This window comes from Methylocella silvestris BL2 (genome assembly GCF_000021745.1).
Taxonomy (GTDB): domain Bacteria; phylum Pseudomonadota; class Alphaproteobacteria; order Rhizobiales; family Beijerinckiaceae; genus Methylocapsa; species Methylocapsa silvestris.
Genome location: NC_011666.1, coordinates 3,436,297 through 3,452,487, shown reverse-complemented (window position 1 = coordinate 3,452,487; position 16,191 = coordinate 3,436,297). Strand labels below are relative to the sequence as shown.

Genomic DNA, 16,191 nt, shown 5'->3' with positions numbered 1-16,191 from the left:
AGGGATATGAGAGTTCGAAAGAGGAAATTGCGGCTTGGGGCCTATCAAAGCTTGGCCCGCAAGGTGACGCCCGCTGTGAGAGGGTCGCCGACATTGCCGCCGATCAGCCCGCCCGGCAGAACCGTCGCGGAAACATTGGTCCAGTAGTGAAGGTTTGCCGCGTTATGGACCCAAGCCGCCAGATCCCAGCTGCCGTCGTCGAATTTGAAACCGGCATGCAAGTTGAGCAACGCATAGGACGGCACGACGCTGTAGATCGAATCGTCCGTGTTCGAGTAGGTGCTGGTCTGAAACGTGACATCCGCGCCGATATAGCCGACCAGAGGTTTTGGAAGAATTTCGAGAACCTGACCGAGATTGCGGCTGTATTCTGCGCCGCCTGCGGCCGCCCATCTTGGCGTCAGGGAAAGACGCCGTCCTGTCAGACTGCAGGTGGTCTGACTGGTGAGAGCGAGTTCATAAGGGCATGGCGCCTTGTCGAACGATCCATAATAGGCGTCGTCATAGGTGACCGACGCATAGGTGCTGAGGCCCTCAAAGGGCTGGTAGCGGATATCGGCCTCGAAGCCGCGCGAGATCGCGCTGTCGGCGTTGGCAAGATAGCTTATCGTCGATCCGGAGGCCGACAAGCGGGAGAAATTCGTGATGTAATTGTGGTTGACCATCGCAAAGGCGGCGACGTTCGTCAGCAGGCGGCCATCGAGGAACTGGGCTTTGACGCCTGTTTCAAAACTATCGACCGACTCCGGAAGCACGGTCGTCGGCGTACCCGTCGGTAAATTGGCTGAAGGGTTGGGGCCTCCGTCGCGGCCGCCCCTCGCATAAGTGACGTAGCCGTAGACGTCCGGCGTAAACTTGTAGCTTGCCGATGCGAGCGCCGAGAAGAAGCTGTGATTCGTATCGGCGCTGAATTGATTGTCGGCGCCGATGAATGAATTTAGCGCGGAAATCGCCGTCGCGCGCTGCGCGGCGGTAAATCCGGACAGATTGAGGCTGCTGAAACGATACTGGCGAAACAAGGAGGTCTTGTCGTAGTAGGAATAGCGCGCGCCGCCGGTTATATCGAGCTCTGGCGTTGCGTGCCATGTCCCCTGAACATAGGGAGCGACCTCGTTCGTTTGCGGATTGTCGTAGGTCTGCCGTCCGAGCAAATTATATATTGCGTTGTTGAGCGCCCTTGAATTGCCGGGAGCCCCGTAAAAGGCGCCCGCGTTAGAGCCATAGGTCGTCAGGCCCCAATCATAAAGCTGCTCATAGAGATAGAATACGCCAAAGAAGCCATCGAAAGTGTCTGATTTTGGCAGCGTGAGCTTGAGATCCTGCGTCACCGACCGTTGAGTGATATGTCCGTTGGTATTCGTAATGAGATCCATCGTTCCGACATTGCTTCTGTTGTTCGGATGAAAATCCCATCCGCGGAACGAGGTGATGGAGCTGAGGTTAAATCCGTTGAATGTGTAGTTGATGTTGGCGGCGGCGCCATAGGTTTCCTGCGCAGTCTGCTGATATCCGTTGCGCGCCAGCAAATAGTCCTGAGGCCCGGCAAAGGGAATCGGCAAGGTGAAGCCGACTGCGCCCGCGCGCTGGAAGAAATTGTTCGCGACGATTGCGCCATTCGCGCGCTGCGTCGCGACGCCCGCCAGCACTTCGCGGCAGCACACCTGATTGACGTGTGAATAGTCGAAGATCAGCCGAACCGAGAGATTCTCGTCGGGCTGGTAGAGGATTTGGCCGCGCGCGCCCTTGGAATGCCAGTCATTGTAGTTCTGACCGCCATATCCGCCGTAATTCTGGACATAGCCCTCGTGGTCATTGCTGAAGACAGCCAGCCGGAACGCGAATTTGTCGCTTCCAGCGATCGCGCCGGTGGCGCTGCCTTTGAACTGCACCTGGTTGTAGCTGCCATATGAGGCCTCGACGAGCTGCTGTGTGACGAAGCTCGGCAGCGCCGTCGTCAGTTTGACCGCGCCGCCCGTGCTGTCCTGGCCGCCTGAGGTTCCTTGCGGACCTTTCAGCACTTCAACGCCGACGAGATCTGGCACGTCGAAAACCGCCTGGCCCGGACGCGGCTGATAGACGCCGTCTATGTAGATCGGCACGCCGCCGAAGATGGCGTCCGTGGCGTCGGAGGAGGCGGCGCCGAAGCCGCGGATATTGATGGTCAGATTGCGAACATTGCTGAACTTGTAGTTCAGGCTCGGCGCGAGTTTTTGCGCGCCCTGCAAATTGGTAATCTGAAGATTTTGAAGCTGCTGTTCGGTGATGACCGTCACAGCCTGAGGCGTCTCCTGATATTTCGTCGCCTGCTTTTCGGAGAAGGCTGCGACATCGCTCGACTCGGGTTCCGCTGGAGCTGTCACCACGACGTCTTCGACATGGGCTTCGGCCGCGGGCTGCGCCGTTTGCGCGAACGCGCCTGACGACGCCGCGATGGCCAGCAACAGGGGAATGCCGACGCGCGACACAGGCGGCGGTAGGGTTGTTGTCTTCATTATTGCGCTCCGTTTCGCTTACGCGGCCGTGTTGGCCATAGCGAAGCTCCGGGCTAGAAACTGATAAAGTCTACCAATTTTGTCAATTTATAGTGTCCCTTCCGGCTGCGTTGGAAAGGGGCTCTTGCAAAAAAGTCACAGCGCTGTTGCAGGCCGACCGAAACCTTCTCCAGAATCCGCCTCCGCGAGAATTTAACTGCGGGCGCATTCCTTGCCGGTCTCGGAGGTTCCATATCGTCAGACGGCGGGGAAGGGAGTCGGGGGCTCGCGCAGGGCGCCGGATTGAACACGAGAGCTGAATATGAGGTCGGTCATCCACGGCTTCGGCGACGCGAAGCCAATTGCAATCGACCGCCTGCCGCCGGACGAATCGACCTTTGGCCGGCTTGGCGCGGTGCGCGGGCCAGATGATCCCGATTTGTTAATTTGCGCATCTTGGCGAGGAAAATGCGTCCGCTTGGCTGCACGACGCTCTAGAAACTCGCCAAATTAACGTAGGACATGACGAGATAAAGAAGCGCCTCGGTCGATCCGAGGTTGTGATAACTGTGGGGAACATCGGCCTCAAAGGTCATGGCGTCCCCTTCTTTAAGGCGTTGGGAGGCCTCTTTTCCGACAACGATCGCCACCTCTCCGCGAACGACGACGAGGCTTTCGAGCGTCCCCGCGCCATGGGCCTCCGACCGCGCCACATAATCGGGCGCGATCGTCATCTCGTAGAATTCGACGAGCCGCTTGCAGTCATGCGGAAGCAGCGGGCGCGAGGTGAGACGCCCATCGTTCGAGAAATAGACCTTCTCCGTCGCTTTGCGCAGCACGATGTTTCCGCCCCGCTTGCGCGCGGCGACCAGGCTGCCGAACGGGACGCCGAGCGCATTCGCGATCTTCCACACAAGGTTGATGGTGGGAGCGGCCTCCCCCGCAGCGACCGCGTCGAGCTTGTTTCTGGCAAGGCCAGAGGCGGCGGCGAGCGCTTCGATGGAGCGGCCCTTGCGCTGCATGAGAAGGCGCAGGCGCTCGCTGATGCTCAATCCGAAATCCGTCGGGGGAGACGGAGCGCGGGCGTCGGCGGCGGAGCGGCGTTTGACCTTCATTTCATCTGGCGCGCTATTCATTATATATAGTCAATCGATTTTATGGACTAATCGAATAAAGGCTGATCAATGACGGCCGGTCAAGCTCGCAAACGCCTCGACCTATGAATTTTTGGCTTGTGTGTCGGGCGCTCCAAGCCTTTGCGCGCTCGATCACGGCGCCGAAAAGCATCAAGGCTTTTCAGGACGACATCACGCTCCAATGTGTTCGATCGATCACATTCACGATTTGGATCGCTTGGATTCCAAGATCATCGTGATCTAGCGAAGCGGCAAGTTGTCGCGATTTCCCCGCTTGCTCAGGGCGGCGATGCTCGTGCGGTCAAGAATGAGCGCCATCGAGTCGCGCACGTCCAGCATCAGATCGCGCACGGCGCAGGCCTCTTCGTCCGGGCAATCCAGACATTTCCGATAGGCCGTGCGGCTGGCGCAGGCGATCGGCGCCAGCGGCCCGTCGAGGATACGGATGATCTGGCCAGCGGTGATCTTGTCTGCCGGGCGCGCGAGATGATAGCCGCCGCCCTTGCCCTTCTTGCTGTTAAGGATGCCGGCTTTTCGCAGCTCAAGCAAAATGGCGTCGAGAAATTTGCGTGGAATTTGATTGTGGGCGGCGATATCGGCGGCAAGGCATGGCCCCTCAAAGACCGCCAAATGTATCAACGCCTTCAGGCCATATTTTCCTTTATTCGACAGCATATGGCGCCCTGGAAGGGGTTAGTGCGCCGCTGGCGCAGCGGGACGCCGGCCCCTGCCGCCACGCCTCGGCGGCGCGCGATAACCCTTAAGAGATATTGGAAATTCCTGCAAATTCAGCCCTGTCGCCGCGGCTCCCGCCGCGCCGGCCAAGGCCCCGATTCAGCCTGCGGCTCAAAAATAGCTTGACCATCAAACTACTAGATTTATAGACTATTGAACTGCCCCGAGCGGGCCCGGACAGGATCATCACCGATATGAGCTCAGCTCTCGCAACAGCCCCTCTAGGTTTTGACGCATTCGAACCATCGCCGCAGGACAACGCCAAAGGCGCCCAGTCCATTCTGACCCTGCGCCCCGCCAGGCCGTCATATCCTGCGCAGGCGGCGGCGATCGCGCTCTACGCGTTGGCTCTTGGCTCCGTCGCTCTCTACACCGCGCGTCCGGCGCCGCCCGTGCAGGAGGACGCCGTCGAACTGGTCATGCTGCCGCCGGAAGTTCCGCCTGCGCCGGTTGAGGAGCCGCCGCCTGTGGAAGAGCCGCCGGTCGCGGCTGAAACGCCGCCCGAGCCGCCCCCGCCCGACGAACCGCCCCCGCCCGTCGCCGAGGAGCCCGCGGTCGCGCCTGTGGCGCCAAAGCCTCCGCCGCCGAAGCCAAAGCCAAAAACGGTCGAACGCAAGCCAGTCGAGCGGCCGACCCATGTCGCTCAACCGCCGGCGCCGGCCCGCGCGGGGCCGGCGATCGTCCCGCCCAACGCGATCGCGTCGGGCTACGCCAATCAGGTTCACGCCCGCATCTCCCGCGCGGCCGCCGGCGTCGTTCCCCGCGCCGCTCTCGCGAGGCATGAATCGGCCCGCGTCGCCTATCACATCGTCATATCGCCATCCGGCGCCGTGATGTCGCAAAGCCTCTCACGTTCGGGCAACGCGGCGTTCGACACGGCGGCGGCGCAGGCGCTGTCCCGCGCGGCGCCATTCCCCGCCACGGGCCTGGCGCGTCCCGCATCCCTCTCCGGCGCCATCGTCTTCCGATGAGCCGCAGGCTTCATTCATCACCCTTGCCCAAATATTAAGGAGAGCTTCACGATGGCGGATCCAATCGACGCCGCGGCCGCCGCGGCGGCCTCACACGGCCTGTCCCCGATCGAATTATTCTCACAGTCAGACACGATCGTGAAGAGCGTCATGATCATCCTCATCTTGGCTTCGGCCTGGGGTTGGGCGGTCATTTTTGACAAGCTCATTCGCCTGCATCTGCTGCAAAAGCGCGCCGACAAACTGATCGCGAGCATACAGGCTGGATTGCCGATCGCCTCGGTCGCCGAAAGCTTCCAGCAGGCTGCGGGAACCGACCCCTTCGTAACCGTCTACAAGGCGATGGTGGAGGAGCATAGCCGCTCCGCCGAGCTGACCCAATCGGAAGGACAGCGCGACAGCCTTCAGGAGCGGGTGCACCGCGTCGGACAATTGGCCAGCATCAATGCGCTCGATCATCTGCAGAGCCGCCTGCCGGGTCTCGCGACGATCGGCGCCGTCGCGCCTTTCGTCGGCCTGTTCGGAACGGTTTGGGGCATCATGACCTCGTTCCAGGGCATCGCCGCGTCGAACAACACGAGCCTCGCCGTTGTGGCGCCCGGCATCGCCGAGGCCCTCTTCGCCACCGCGCTCGGTCTCGTCGCAGCCATACCGGCGGTTGTCTTCTACAATCGCATCGGCGCCGACATCGGCAGATATGGCAAGCGCCTCAACGCATTCATTGGCGTGTTCGAGGTTGAGCTTTCCCGTCAACTCTCCAAGAAAGGAGACCGCAATGGCCTTCGCGCTGCGTAAGAACGACGGCGACTTCGATGCGCCGCCCATGAGCGACATGAATGTGACGCCCCTCGTCGATGTGATGCTCGTCCTGCTGATCGTCTTCATGGTGGCGGCGCCGATGATGGCGACAGGCGTTCCGATCGACCTTCCAAAGGCGCAGACGAAGCCGCTGGTCGATCAGAAGCAGCCGATCGCCGTGAGCATCAACTCAGAGGGCAAATATTTCGTCGATCAGCGGGAAGTCGCAGCCGACGAGCTCATTCTGGTGCTCGGCGAAAACGCGGAAAGCAAGGAGCGCCGCATTCACGTGCGCGGCGACAAATCCGTTTCCTATGGCAAGGTTATCGAAATCATGGGGCTCATCAATTCGGCGGGCTACGTCAAGGTCGCGCTGGTGTCGGAATCGTCCGGCGCCGCAATCAAAGCGACGCCTTAAGAAATCGTTTTCACAACGGGATGCGGATCATCAGGCGCCGCATAACTTCAGACAACAAGGATACAACCGGGATGAGCCCGAAGTTCGGATTAACCTCAAAGATAGCCGCGGCAGGCGTAACGCTTGCTCTTGGCGTCAGCTTCGCCCTGTCGGCGAATTCGCAGACGGCGCCAGCGGCGGGAGCGGCGGCGGGCCCCAGCCCGGGCCGGCAGGCCGTCGAAACGCGCAAAGCCATTTTCACGCTGGTCGGCGCCAGCTTCCGGCCAATTGGCGCGATCCTCAAAGGCTCGACGCCCTACGACGCCGCATTGGTCGACAAGAGCATCGCGCGCGTCGTCTTCCTCTCAAAATTTGCCGATGACGCATTCCCGGAGGTCTCCAATCTCGGCGAGCCGGAGACCAAGGCAAAACCGGAGATCTGGACCGAGCGCGCCGACTTCGAGACAAAGCTCCAGAACTTCCAGACCCATATCCTTGCCCTGCAAAAAGTGAATGAACAGGATAAGGGACCGACGGACGCGTTCAAAACCGCCGCCGCCGCGGTTGGACAGGATTGCAAGGCTTGTCACGACGCCTTCAAGGTCAAATAGCGCGCCGCCGGACACGCCGCCGTGTTTTGCCCGGGCGGGCCCCCAAGCTTGTATTCACCATAACGTCTAACTCGGCTCGCCGCGCGGCCCCAGGCAAAATTCAGAGCTGCCGGCGAAGCCCCTCACACCGCGCTTCCTGACGTTGGGATCAGCGCCGGTCCGAAGCGCCCGGTCAGAGATCAGCTATGAGCGCCAGCAATCAATTCGTCGAAACGCCAGACGTCCTTGACGCGCCAGATCTCCTCGGCGACCAAGGCCTCATCGCTCCGGCCGCTGAGGCCATCGAGCAGCGGCCGCGGAACGAGCGGCGCGTGTGGGATTTTCCCGTGCGCGTGTTCCATTGGACGCTCGTGGGCGCAATCGTCGGCGCCTTCGTCACCAACAGACTTGGCGTCTCCTATTTCAAATATCATGTCTGGTTCGGATACACGGTCCTCGTGCTCGTCGCGTTCCGCATTGTTTGGGGATTCGTCGGCACCAAACACGCGTTGTTTCGTAGCTTTCTCAAAGGTCCGGCGGCCACGGTCCGCTACGCCGCCAATCTCGCGCGCGGAAGCGGGGCGCGCTTTGCCGGTCACAACCCGCTTGGCGCCTGGATGGTCATTCTGTTGTTGGGTGGTCTTGGCGCCCAGGCTGTCGCCGGGCTGTTCAGCAATGACGAAATCTTCAACACGGGCCCGCTGGCCGGCTATGTGACCAAGGACTTAAGCCTTCTCCTGACGTCCGCGCACAGGCGCATCTTCTATTGGATCGCAGCCGCCATCGGTCTTCATATTCTAGCGGTCGTCATTCACAAACGGTTTGAGCAGCCGGACATCATAAAGGCGATGTTCACGGGAAAGAAAGCTCGCGACAACGTCGCAGCGGATGAGGAAATCGCGACGTCGCGCGGCTGGCTCGCAGCGATCCTCATCGTATCCCTTGGCGCCGCGCTCGCCTTGGTCGTCAGCTACGCCCCTGCGCCGATCGACGACGCGTTCTAGAAGAACGGCGGCGGCGGCGCCTGATCCTGCAGTCCTGAGCTGCGAACGTCTCTTCCGATATATTGCGGCCGGCCTAAACCGCGCTTGCGGCCCCAGCCTGTTGGCTCCAAAATTCAGGAAGATCTGCGCGAACACCCGGAAGGCTCCGCGCAGGGAGAGTGGCGCAAACCACAGCTCCAGATCAAATTCAACATATGAGCGCGGCCGTTACGCCAGACATGCAGCGGCGCAAATGCTGGCGGTTGGCGATCGCCGGCGCCCGCGATCGCGGCTTCTATTTCTTGAGAGGCTTGTAGATGTCGTGGCACGCGCGGCAAGTCGCGGCCGCCCCGCGCGCGGCCTCGGCCGCCGCCGCAAAATCATTCTTCTGAAGCGCTTTCATGGCGGCTTCGATGTAGGCGAGACCGTCCCGTGAGATCTTCACCGCATCCTCCGCATCTCCTTTCTTTGCAAAGTATTTTTCGGTATATTTGAACCCGTCTTGAAGAATGCCGGCGTCTTCGAGCGCGCCATCGGCGTTGCCCGCCGTGATGTCTGGCTCGAAATATTTGATTGTCTTGTCGAGATCGCGCATCAGATCGTCGTCATAATCTTTCAGATCGATGTCACGATGTGCAGCGTATGCAGACGCGCTCACAATCGCCGCGCACGCCGCAGCGAAAATAATCAACCTACGACTCATTCATTGTTTCCTTCACAACGCCGGAGGGCACTCGACGTCTCTGCAGCGCGCGCCGGCGCATCCTCTCTAAAGCGAACGCCGGAAGACATCGCTTCCGGCGCCGCGTCAACGAACAGCAAGTCTTGAAATCGAACCGCTAGGCGAGCAACTCCTTGACGACCTCGCCATAGACGACCGTGGGGCGCTCCGCGCGGCCGGCCCTCAGGAAGATCGTCTTCAGATGATCGAGGCCAAGCAGCTGGAGAACGGTCGCATGGAGATCATAGGTGTCAACCTTCTTGCCGACCGACTGCAGGCCGATTTCATCCGTCTGGCCGAAGGTCGAGCCCGCCTTGACGCCGCCGCCGGCCATCCATTGCGTGTAGCCCCACGGATTGTGGTCGCGCCCATTGCCGCTCTGCCCATAGGAGGTGCGTCCGAATTCGGACGTCCACACCACTAGAGTGTCGTCGAGCAGCCCACGTGATTTCAGATCCGCGAGCAAGCCGGCGATTGGCTTGTCGACCGTCCGCGCGTGAGCGGAGTGATTCTTCTCGAGATCGCGGTGGGCGTCCCAATTGATCGGCTGTTCCTCGCCGGGCAGTTCGAGCGGCCCCGAGACCACCTGGACGAATCGCACATTGCGCTCCACCAGGCGGCGCGCCCGCAACAGGCTGGTGCCGTAATCCTTGGTGACGGGATCGTCGAGCCCATAGAGCGCTTTCGTCGCGTCGCTCTCCTTGGCGAGATCGACGGCCTCCGGCGCCGTCGCCTCCATGCGGTAGGCGAGCTCGTAGGATCGGATACGCGCCTGGAGTTCAGTGTCTTCCGGATGAAGCGCCGCGCGCTGTTCGTTGATCCGCTTCAACAGATCGAGATCATCGCGCTGCTCGGCGAGTCCGATCAATTCGGGACGGTCCAAATGGAGAATTGGCGATCCGCCCGGCCGGAATGCGGTGCCTTGATACACCGCCGGGAGGAAGCCTGAGCTCCAGTTGACCGACCCTCCTGTCGGCTCCTTCTTGCCGTTGTAGAGCACGACATAGGCTGGCAGATCCGGATTGGCCGAGCCGAGCGCATAAGTGACCCAGGCGCCGAGGGAAGGCCTGCCGGGACTCGTATCGCCGGTGTTGAGCTTCAGGATCGAAATATCGTGGGTGGCGCCGATCGTCGTCGAGGATTTGATGAAGGCGATCTTGTCCGCATGTTCGGCGAGATTGGGCACAAGATCGGAGAACCATGCGCCGCTGTCGCCATATTGCTTCCAGCTCCGATTTGAAGCGAAGAGCTTGCCGACGCCGCCCTGCGTGCTCGTCTTGATGCCCTGAAGGAAGGACGGAGGCGGCTCCTGGCCCGCCAGTTTGATGAGATCCGGCTTGTAGTCGAAAAGATCGATCGTGCTTGGCGCGCCGTCCATATGCAGCCAGATCACCGACTTCACCTTCGGCGCGAAATGGGGCTGCTTCGGCGCAAGGGGATCGCCCAGCGTCGCGGCGAGCGCCGGCGTCGCGAAGATGCCGCCCCCCGGCATGTAGGCGGCGAGCGTCAGCCCGCCTGCGCCATAGATCGTGTTGAAAAGCAGCTCCCGCCGCGAATGGTTTCTCATGACTCTATTCCTTCCTAAACTGCGGCTGCTCAGAACCGGTAGATGAAATCGTTGGAATTGACGACGACGTGGACGAGGTCGACGAAAGTCGCCGCGCGTATAGGATCAAGCGTCTGCGTGTCGGTCAGGCCGATCGGAATCGCGACCGAGAACTTCCCGTCTTCCGCCTTGGCCCTGATAACCTTTTCGTGACTGATCAGAAACGCGAGGAGGGTCGCCTTCTCGGCCTCGTCCGGATTGCGCCCGAACAGGATTTGATAGAGGCGATCTATGCCGGCAAGGGGATCTGTTCCGGCCTCCCGCATCACCCGGCCCGCCAGCATTTGCGACCATGAAAACACAATGTCGCTGTTGAACAGCGTGAGCGCCTGCAGCGGCGTCGTGGTCACGTCGCGCTTGCTGTGGACCTGCTGGGACGAGGCCATGTCGAATGAGGACAGGAGGGGGTAGGGAACGCTGCGGCGCGTGAAGATGTAGAGGCTGCGTCTGTTGAAATCACGCGGATCTTTCGAGACCTCCCAGAGGTTTCCAGCGTTGAGGTTCGCCGGCGCTGGCGGGAATACGCTGGGACCGCCCACCGTCTCGTCAAGCTTGCCCGCAGCGACAAGGATCGAATCGCGAATGACTTCCGCCTCAAGCCTTTTGCGCGGAAATACCGCAAGAAGCTTGTTATCAGGATCGACCGCATGCGCATCTTCGCGATAGGCGGACGACTGCCGGTAGACGCTCGAAAGCAGAATCTGCCGATGCAGCTTCTTGACGCTCCAGCCCTGCGCATTGACGAAATTATTCGCGAGGAAATCGAGCAGCTCAGGATTGGTCGGTTTTTCCCCCGCCTTGCCGAAATCGCTCAGCGTGACGACGATGCCCTTGCCAAAATATTCGTTCCAGACGCGATTGACGAAAACGCGCGCGGTCAGCGGATTTTGCGGGCTGACGAGCCAGTTGGCCAGCGCCGTTCGGCGCCCCGAGGAGGCTGTCGTCGGAACGATCGTCGGATTTTGGTCAGTCAGCGCCGCTGGAAAGGCCGGCTGAACCTCGGACACCGGTCGCTCATGATTGCCGCCGAACAAAATGAAGGTGGGCGGCGCATCAGCGTGTCCGAGCTCGGACACAGTCGTGTAGGTGTCAGAGCCCTTCGCCGGCTTGAGTTTCTGGAATTTTTTCAAATCCTCCGAAAGCTTCTTGTATTTTTGCCAGCGCTCTTCGGCTTCCTGGTTGTGATCGGGGTTGTCCTTGTTCTCCGCCGCGTCACGCAGATAGGCTGCGTAGTCGGCTTCGGTCGTGACATTGGCGAGGCGATGATTGATCCAGCGATCCAGCGGCGTCCACTCGCCCTCCGGCTTGAAGATCGCATCGCGGCTGTCGGTAAGGTAACGCTCCTTATGATATTTCCAGGCTTTGTCCTTGACGGGATCAAGCAGCGCCGCCTGCTGCGCCCGGATGTCCTTGGTCGCCTCGTCCCATTTGGCCTGCTGGGCCTGAAACTCTTGCTCGATTCGCCCCTTCGCGGCCGGAACCTTGTTGACTTCATTCGTATTGGCGAAGAACGCCTGGAGAGAATAATAGTCCTTCTGCGAGAACTTATCGGTCTTGTGGTCGTGGCAGCGCGCGCAGCCGACTGTCGTTCCAAGAATGGCTTGCCCGACCGTGTCGGTGATGTCGGTGGTGATCTGATACTTTCTTTGAACCAGATCGCGTGAATTGTAATTGTCTGGATAACCCGTCAGGAAACCTGCGGCGACGAGGACGTCCTGATCGCCGGGCGCCAATTCGTCTCCCGCCAGTTGCTCCTGAACGAAGCGCGAATAGGGCTTGTCCTGATTGAACGCGTTGATCACGTAATCGCGATAGCGCCACATCTCCGAACGGGTCTGGTCTGTCTGAAAGCCGGCGCTGTCGGCGTAGCGCGCAAGATCGAGCCAGAAGCGCGCCTGCCGCTCGCCGTAGTGCGGCGAGGCGAGCAGCCTGTCCGCCAATTTCTCATAAGCGTCAGGGGCGGGATCGTTCACAAACGCCGCAACCTGTTCGGGCGTGGGGATCAGTCCCCAAACATCGAGCGTCGCGCGGCGTATGAAGGCGGCGCGATCGGCGTCGGGCGAAGGCTTCAGGCCCTTGTCTTCGACCTTCGCGAGAATGAACGCGTCAATCGGCGTACGCGCCCATCCGGCGTCCTTCACGGCTGGAATCGCCGGAGGCTGAATCGGCCGCCAACCATAGGGCAAACGGGAGACCGGCGCTGGAGCGCTCGCCGCCACTGTCTCCGGACTGGCGGCCGGCGGCGCCGGCGCCGCTTCGCCCGCCGCCCGTTGCTCGTTCTGGATCGGCTTGTCATCCGCCGCCGCGGCTGCGGCCGAGAGGCCGATCACCAGCGCCAGGGACGCCTTCTGCAAAGTCACTTTCTTCATTGCTTACCTCGATAGAGACTGTTTCGGAGCGCCTTGCGAGCTGTTCCCAAATGCGCGGCGCCGAGGCGTCACGCCGGACCATCGCCCGGGCGTCGTCTTCTGGGACATCCGGCGTCGCTTCAAAGCCGCCGGCGAACGAAGGGATCAAACTGAGCTTGCACGAATCACCCGACTCAGTTGATCGATTGTTGAGAATATTTCCCGCAGCAAATCCGCTCTTGGTAGAACAGTATTCCCGCGCTTTTGCCGAGGCTATATTCCTACTAAAATTATCGAATTGTCAATTGACGCGCGGGACGCGTCGTCCTAAAAAAATGGGACGCGGCGCCGACGTCACACACGTTCAGCCGAGCAGGCTCCGCTGCTTTTGACCCGTCTTGCCACAACCCGCTTCGACGCAAACGCAATCCGATGCGCGCGATCCGATACGAAGGAGAGATTCCGTGACCCGGCGCACCGCAAGCGACTTTCATCCGGAGGTGTTGAGATTATTCGATCTCTATGTGCACGGTCTCGCCAGCCGCCGCGCCTTTCTGGTGGGCGCGTCGAAATACGCCGTCGCGGGCGTTGGCGCGGCGGCGTTGCTCGAGGCGCTGAATCCACGCTTCGCCGAGGCCCAGCAAATCGCCAAGGACGATTCGCGCATTGCGACGAGCTTCATCGACATCGCGTCTCCCCAGGGCTACGGCACCATTCGCGCTTATCTTGCAAAGCCGGCCCATATCAATGGCAAGGCGCCGACAGTTCTTGTGGTTCACGAAAACCGCGGCCTCAATCCGCATATAGAAGATGTTGCGAGACGGCTCGCTGTCGACGGCTTCATTGCGCTCGCTCCCGACGCCCTGACGCCTCTTGGCGGTTATCCCGGCGATGAAGACAAGGCGCGCGACCTCTTCCAGAAGCTCGATCAGGCCAAGACGCGCAATGATTTCATCGCGGCGGTCGCCGCGCTGAAGGCCCTGTCCGACGGAAACGGCAAGGTGGGCGTCGTGGGATTTTGCTACGGCGGGGGCGTCGCCAATTTTCTGGCCGCGCATGAGCCGGACGTCGCCGCCGCGGTGCCATTTTATGGAGCGCAGCCCCCTGCGGAAGACGTCGCCAAGATCAAGGCGCCGCTTCTCATCCATTACGCGGGCGCGGACGAACGAATCAATGCGGGATGGCCGGCCTTTGAGGCTGCTCTAAAAGCCAACGCGATCAACTATCAGGCTTTTATCTACGCAGGCGTCCAACATGGATTCAACAATGATACCACGCCGCGCTACGACGCCGCCGCCGCAAAGCTGGCGTGGGATCGCACCATTGCTTTCTTCCACGCCCACCTGGCGGGCTGACGCAAGCGGAGCTCTCGCCTTTTTCGCCGGCGCTTTTAACCACAGGATCATGATGATGCGAAAGCTACTTCTTCCCCTCGTATTGACCGCTACTTTCGGATCGTCGCTCGCATGGGCGGCCGAGGACGCCAAGACCGCTCCTGCCGCAAAGCCGGCGCCGGCGGCCGAGTACAAATCCAAATCGCCGCAGTTGAAAAGAGCGGAATTCGAGGCGCTCCTGGCGCAGCCCGAGAGCCTGCTCATTATCGACCTTCGGCGACCGGACGAGTTGACGGCGATCGGCGGGCTGCCAGTCTATCTCAGCATCCAGGCGAAGGATCTTGAGAAAAGTCTCGCCTACATCCCGAAGGATCGAACCATCGTTACGGTCTCGAACCATTCGGGCCGGTCTGGCGTCGCGGCGGATTTTCTTACCGCCCATGGCTTCAAGGTCGCGGGGGCGCTGGGCGCGCAAACTTATGAGGCGGAGGGCGGGAGTTTGACAAAGATCGAACCGCGCCCCTCAAACACCGCCGAGGCCGAAAAGCGCTAGGGCGGAATTCATAGGCAGCCTCCGGCCGCTACAAGACTTCGCGTGTAGACAGGCGATGGCCCATCGTTAGGCGGCATCTTTGAACCTACGGCGCGAGCGAGCGGCGGCCAGCAAGAGAGGGAAACGATCCATGAAGCGCATATTGGCGTGGGCGTTGGTGTTGACGGGCCTGTTCGCGACGCCCGTTTTCGCGGCCTTGAAGGCGGGCGATTCCGCGCCGGGCTTTACAGCCAAAGCCGCCGTTGGGGGGAAGGATTTCACCTTCTCCCTCTTCGAGGCGCTCGGCAAAGGTCCGGTCGTTCTCTATTTCTACCCGAAATCCTTCACGCGCGGCTGCACCATCGAGGCGCATGATTTCGCGGAAGCGGCGGAGAGTTTCGCTGAGGCGGGGGCGACTTTGATCGGGATGTCGAAAGACACGATCGAGACGCAGCGCAAATTCTCCACCGAGGAATGCCGCGACAAATTTCCGGTCGCGGCCGATCCCGATCTCGCGGTCATTCGCTCCTACGATGCGGTCCGCACAGCGCCGACGGCGTCAGGCGAGACGGTGTCCGACCGAATATCCTATGTCATCGATCCGGACGGAAAAATCATCTACGCCTACTCCGATTCCGCGCCGGAAAAGCACATCGAGAACACGCTTGCGGTCGTGCGCAAATGGCGTGAGCAACACGCCCAGTGATGAACAATCAGAACAGCTGTGAAGCAGGGGAAATCATGACATCAAGATTGTTAAAGCACGCTGCGGCTGCGGCTCTCGTCGGCTGCGGGCTCGCGGCTCCGGCGCATGCCGAGCTCCTCACCGAAAAGAGCCTTTCGACGCAGGTCGCCCTCGAGATCGCGCAAAGCGCCTATGAGAGCTGCGCGAAGCAGGGCTACCACGTCTCGGTCCATGTGGTTGGCCGAGAAGGCCAGCTTCTTGTCGCGATCCGCGGCGACGATTCCTCGCCTCACACGCTCGAGAACAGCTTGCGAAAAGCCTACACGGCGCGCACCTTCAGAACGTCTTCGGGCGAGATCGCACAACGTCTCAAGGACAATCCGGCTCTTGGGCTCGTGCATCTGAACGGAGTCATCGCAGCGCAGGGCGCGCTGCCGATCAAGGTCGGCGACGAAATCATCGGCGCAGTCGGCGTCTCCGGCGCGCCCGGCGGCGACAAGGACGAGAGCTGCTCCAAGGCCGGTCTCGACAAGGCGGCGGCCGAACTCAAGTAAAAGGCGGCTCTCCCAGCATGTATTGTTGGGATGGATTACAACGGGTGCCTGTGAAGCGTGGCGACACCTGCGTTTTGGACCTGCAGCATAACCAGGACACACACGCCGGGGAGGGTTGGGATTTGGCCGGATCGCTCGCCGACGGCTTGGGCGGCATTAGCGTAAAAGCAGGGCTTGACGATGGCGGAAAAAAGTTCCGCAACTCATCCGCGCTAACTTCCCTGTTCAACTATGACCCGAAAGACGTGCCGCAATCCGCCGGCAGCCACAACCTGCCCTTCGTGTAAGGCGAATGGGCGATCCGTCGCGCATGAAATCAAACGGTCTCGA

At 60.9% G+C, this 16,191-nt stretch carries 16 protein-coding genes; 10 read left to right on the top strand and 6 right to left on the bottom strand.

What is annotated here, in order from left to right; genetic code table 11:
- Positions 1 to 44: 44 nt before the first annotated feature.
- From MSIL_RS16000 to MSIL_RS15990, 3 genes are all read right to left on the bottom strand, one after another.
- Positions 45 to 2,492: a TonB-dependent receptor gene (locus MSIL_RS16000; RefSeq protein ID WP_012592119.1), complete on the bottom strand. Its 2,448-nt coding sequence runs from the start codon at positions 2,490 to 2,492 to the stop codon at positions 45 to 47.
- Positions 2,493 to 2,965: 473 nt separating this feature from the next.
- Positions 2,966 to 3,607, bottom strand: coding sequence for a helix-turn-helix domain-containing protein (locus MSIL_RS15995; protein ID WP_244406154.1), 642 nt, complete (start codon positions 3,605 to 3,607; stop codon positions 2,966 to 2,968).
- Between the two features lie 240 nt (positions 3,608 to 3,847).
- The gene (locus MSIL_RS15990; protein WP_012592117.1) at positions 3,848 to 4,282 is read right to left on the bottom strand and encodes an RrF2 family transcriptional regulator; all 435 of its coding nucleotides are present in this window, start codon (positions 4,280 to 4,282) and stop codon (positions 3,848 to 3,850) included.
- Between the two features lie 254 nt (positions 4,283 to 4,536).
- Between MSIL_RS15990 and MSIL_RS15985 the strand changes: the two genes are divergently transcribed.
- From MSIL_RS15985 to MSIL_RS15965, 5 genes are all read left to right on the top strand, one after another.
- On the top strand, positions 4,537 to 5,313 hold the full coding sequence (locus MSIL_RS15985) for a TonB family protein (protein ID WP_012592116.1): 777 nt from the start codon (positions 4,537 to 4,539) through the stop codon (positions 5,311 to 5,313).
- A 51-nt stretch (positions 5,314 to 5,364) separates the two neighbouring features.
- Entirely contained in the window at positions 5,365 to 6,108 is a 744-nt protein-coding gene (locus MSIL_RS15980; protein WP_012592115.1) for a MotA/TolQ/ExbB proton channel family protein, read from the top strand.
- Positions 6,089 to 6,529 (top strand): protein TolR, encoded by a 441-nt coding sequence (tolR, locus tag MSIL_RS15975; RefSeq protein WP_012592114.1) that lies wholly within the window; start codon positions 6,089 to 6,091, stop codon positions 6,527 to 6,529. The genes MSIL_RS15980 and tolR overlap by 20 nt, the downstream gene beginning before the upstream one ends.
- Before the next feature lie 71 nt (positions 6,530 to 6,600).
- Entirely contained in the window at positions 6,601 to 7,119 is a 519-nt protein-coding gene (locus tag MSIL_RS15970; protein WP_012592113.1) for a c-type cytochrome, read from the top strand.
- 185 nt (positions 7,120 to 7,304) lie between these two features.
- A complete protein-coding gene (locus MSIL_RS15965; RefSeq protein WP_012592112.1) occupies positions 7,305 to 8,102 on the top strand; it encodes a cytochrome b/b6 domain-containing protein in 798 nt (265 codons plus the stop codon).
- Between the two features lie 274 nt (positions 8,103 to 8,376).
- On the opposite strand, the gene MSIL_RS15960 is transcribed toward MSIL_RS15965, so the two are convergent.
- The 3 genes from MSIL_RS15960 to MSIL_RS15950 all read right to left on the bottom strand — a co-directional run bounded on the left by MSIL_RS15960 (position 8,377) and on the right by MSIL_RS15950 (position 12,777).
- Complete coding sequence (locus tag MSIL_RS15960) at positions 8,377 to 8,784, bottom strand: hypothetical protein (RefSeq protein ID WP_012592111.1); 408 nt, start codon at positions 8,782 to 8,784, stop codon at positions 8,377 to 8,379.
- A gap of 136 nt (positions 8,785 to 8,920) precedes the next feature.
- Positions 8,921 to 10,369: a DUF1501 domain-containing protein gene (locus tag MSIL_RS15955; protein WP_012592110.1), complete on the bottom strand. Its 1,449-nt coding sequence runs from the start codon at positions 10,367 to 10,369 to the stop codon at positions 8,921 to 8,923.
- A gap of 29 nt (positions 10,370 to 10,398) precedes the next feature.
- A complete protein-coding gene (locus MSIL_RS15950; protein WP_012592109.1) occupies positions 10,399 to 12,777 on the bottom strand; it encodes a DUF1549 and DUF1553 domain-containing protein in 2,379 nt (792 codons plus the stop codon).
- A gap of 443 nt (positions 12,778 to 13,220) precedes the next feature.
- On the opposite strand from MSIL_RS15950, the gene MSIL_RS15945 reads away from it, so the two are divergent.
- From MSIL_RS15945 to MSIL_RS15925, 5 genes are all read left to right on the top strand, one after another.
- Positions 13,221 to 14,111, top strand: a complete 891-nt coding sequence (locus MSIL_RS15945; protein WP_012592108.1) for a dienelactone hydrolase family protein — start codon at positions 13,221 to 13,223, stop codon at positions 14,109 to 14,111.
- A gap of 55 nt (positions 14,112 to 14,166) precedes the next feature.
- Complete coding sequence (locus MSIL_RS15940) at positions 14,167 to 14,643, top strand: rhodanese-like domain-containing protein (protein WP_210160570.1); 477 nt, start codon at positions 14,167 to 14,169, stop codon at positions 14,641 to 14,643.
- Between the two features lie 130 nt (positions 14,644 to 14,773).
- Complete coding sequence (locus MSIL_RS15935) at positions 14,774 to 15,328, top strand: peroxiredoxin (protein WP_012592106.1); 555 nt, start codon at positions 14,774 to 14,776, stop codon at positions 15,326 to 15,328.
- Between the two features lie 35 nt (positions 15,329 to 15,363).
- Positions 15,364 to 15,861 carry a GlcG/HbpS family heme-binding protein gene (locus tag MSIL_RS15930; protein WP_012592105.1) on the top strand — a complete coding sequence of 166 codons (498 nt, stop codon included), beginning with the start codon at positions 15,364 to 15,366 and terminating at the stop codon, positions 15,859 to 15,861.
- 122 nt (positions 15,862 to 15,983) lie between these two features.
- Positions 15,984 to 16,148 carry a hypothetical protein gene (locus MSIL_RS15925; protein WP_187148667.1) on the top strand — a complete coding sequence of 55 codons (165 nt, stop codon included), beginning with the start codon at positions 15,984 to 15,986 and terminating at the stop codon, positions 16,146 to 16,148.
- Positions 16,149 to 16,191 lie beyond the last annotated feature (43 nt).

Excerpts from the sequence above, each read along its gene's own strand:
- MSIL_RS16000 (WP_012592119.1), bottom strand. The coding sequence starts at position 2,492 with ATGAAGACAACAACCCTACCGCCGCCTGTGTCGCGCGTCGGCATTCCC.
- MSIL_RS15995 (WP_244406154.1), bottom strand. The coding sequence starts at position 3,607 with ATGAATAGCGCGCCAGATGAAATGAAGGTCAAACGCCGCTCCGCCGCC.
- MSIL_RS15990 (WP_012592117.1), bottom strand. The coding sequence starts at position 4,282 with ATGCTGTCGAATAAAGGAAAATATGGCCTGAAGGCGTTGATACATTTG.
- MSIL_RS15985 (WP_012592116.1), top strand. The coding sequence starts at position 4,537 with ATGAGCTCAGCTCTCGCAACAGCCCCTCTAGGTTTTGACGCATTCGAA.
- MSIL_RS15980 (WP_012592115.1), top strand. The coding sequence starts at position 5,365 with ATGGCGGATCCAATCGACGCCGCGGCCGCCGCGGCGGCCTCACACGGC.
- tolR (WP_012592114.1), top strand. The coding sequence starts at position 6,089 with ATGGCCTTCGCGCTGCGTAAGAACGACGGCGACTTCGATGCGCCGCCC.
- MSIL_RS15970 (WP_012592113.1), top strand. The coding sequence starts at position 6,601 with ATGAGCCCGAAGTTCGGATTAACCTCAAAGATAGCCGCGGCAGGCGTA.
- MSIL_RS15965 (WP_012592112.1), top strand. The coding sequence starts at position 7,305 with ATGAGCGCCAGCAATCAATTCGTCGAAACGCCAGACGTCCTTGACGCG.
- MSIL_RS15960 (WP_012592111.1), bottom strand. The coding sequence starts at position 8,784 with ATGAGTCGTAGGTTGATTATTTTCGCTGCGGCGTGCGCGGCGATTGTG.
- MSIL_RS15955 (WP_012592110.1), bottom strand. The coding sequence starts at position 10,369 with ATGAGAAACCATTCGCGGCGGGAGCTGCTTTTCAACACGATCTATGGC.
- MSIL_RS15950 (WP_012592109.1), bottom strand. The coding sequence starts at position 12,777 with ATGAAGAAAGTGACTTTGCAGAAGGCGTCCCTGGCGCTGGTGATCGGC.
- MSIL_RS15940 (WP_210160570.1), top strand. The coding sequence starts at position 14,167 with ATGCGAAAGCTACTTCTTCCCCTCGTATTGACCGCTACTTTCGGATCG.
- MSIL_RS15935 (WP_012592106.1), top strand. The coding sequence starts at position 14,774 with ATGAAGCGCATATTGGCGTGGGCGTTGGTGTTGACGGGCCTGTTCGCG.
- MSIL_RS15930 (WP_012592105.1), top strand. The coding sequence starts at position 15,364 with ATGACATCAAGATTGTTAAAGCACGCTGCGGCTGCGGCTCTCGTCGGC.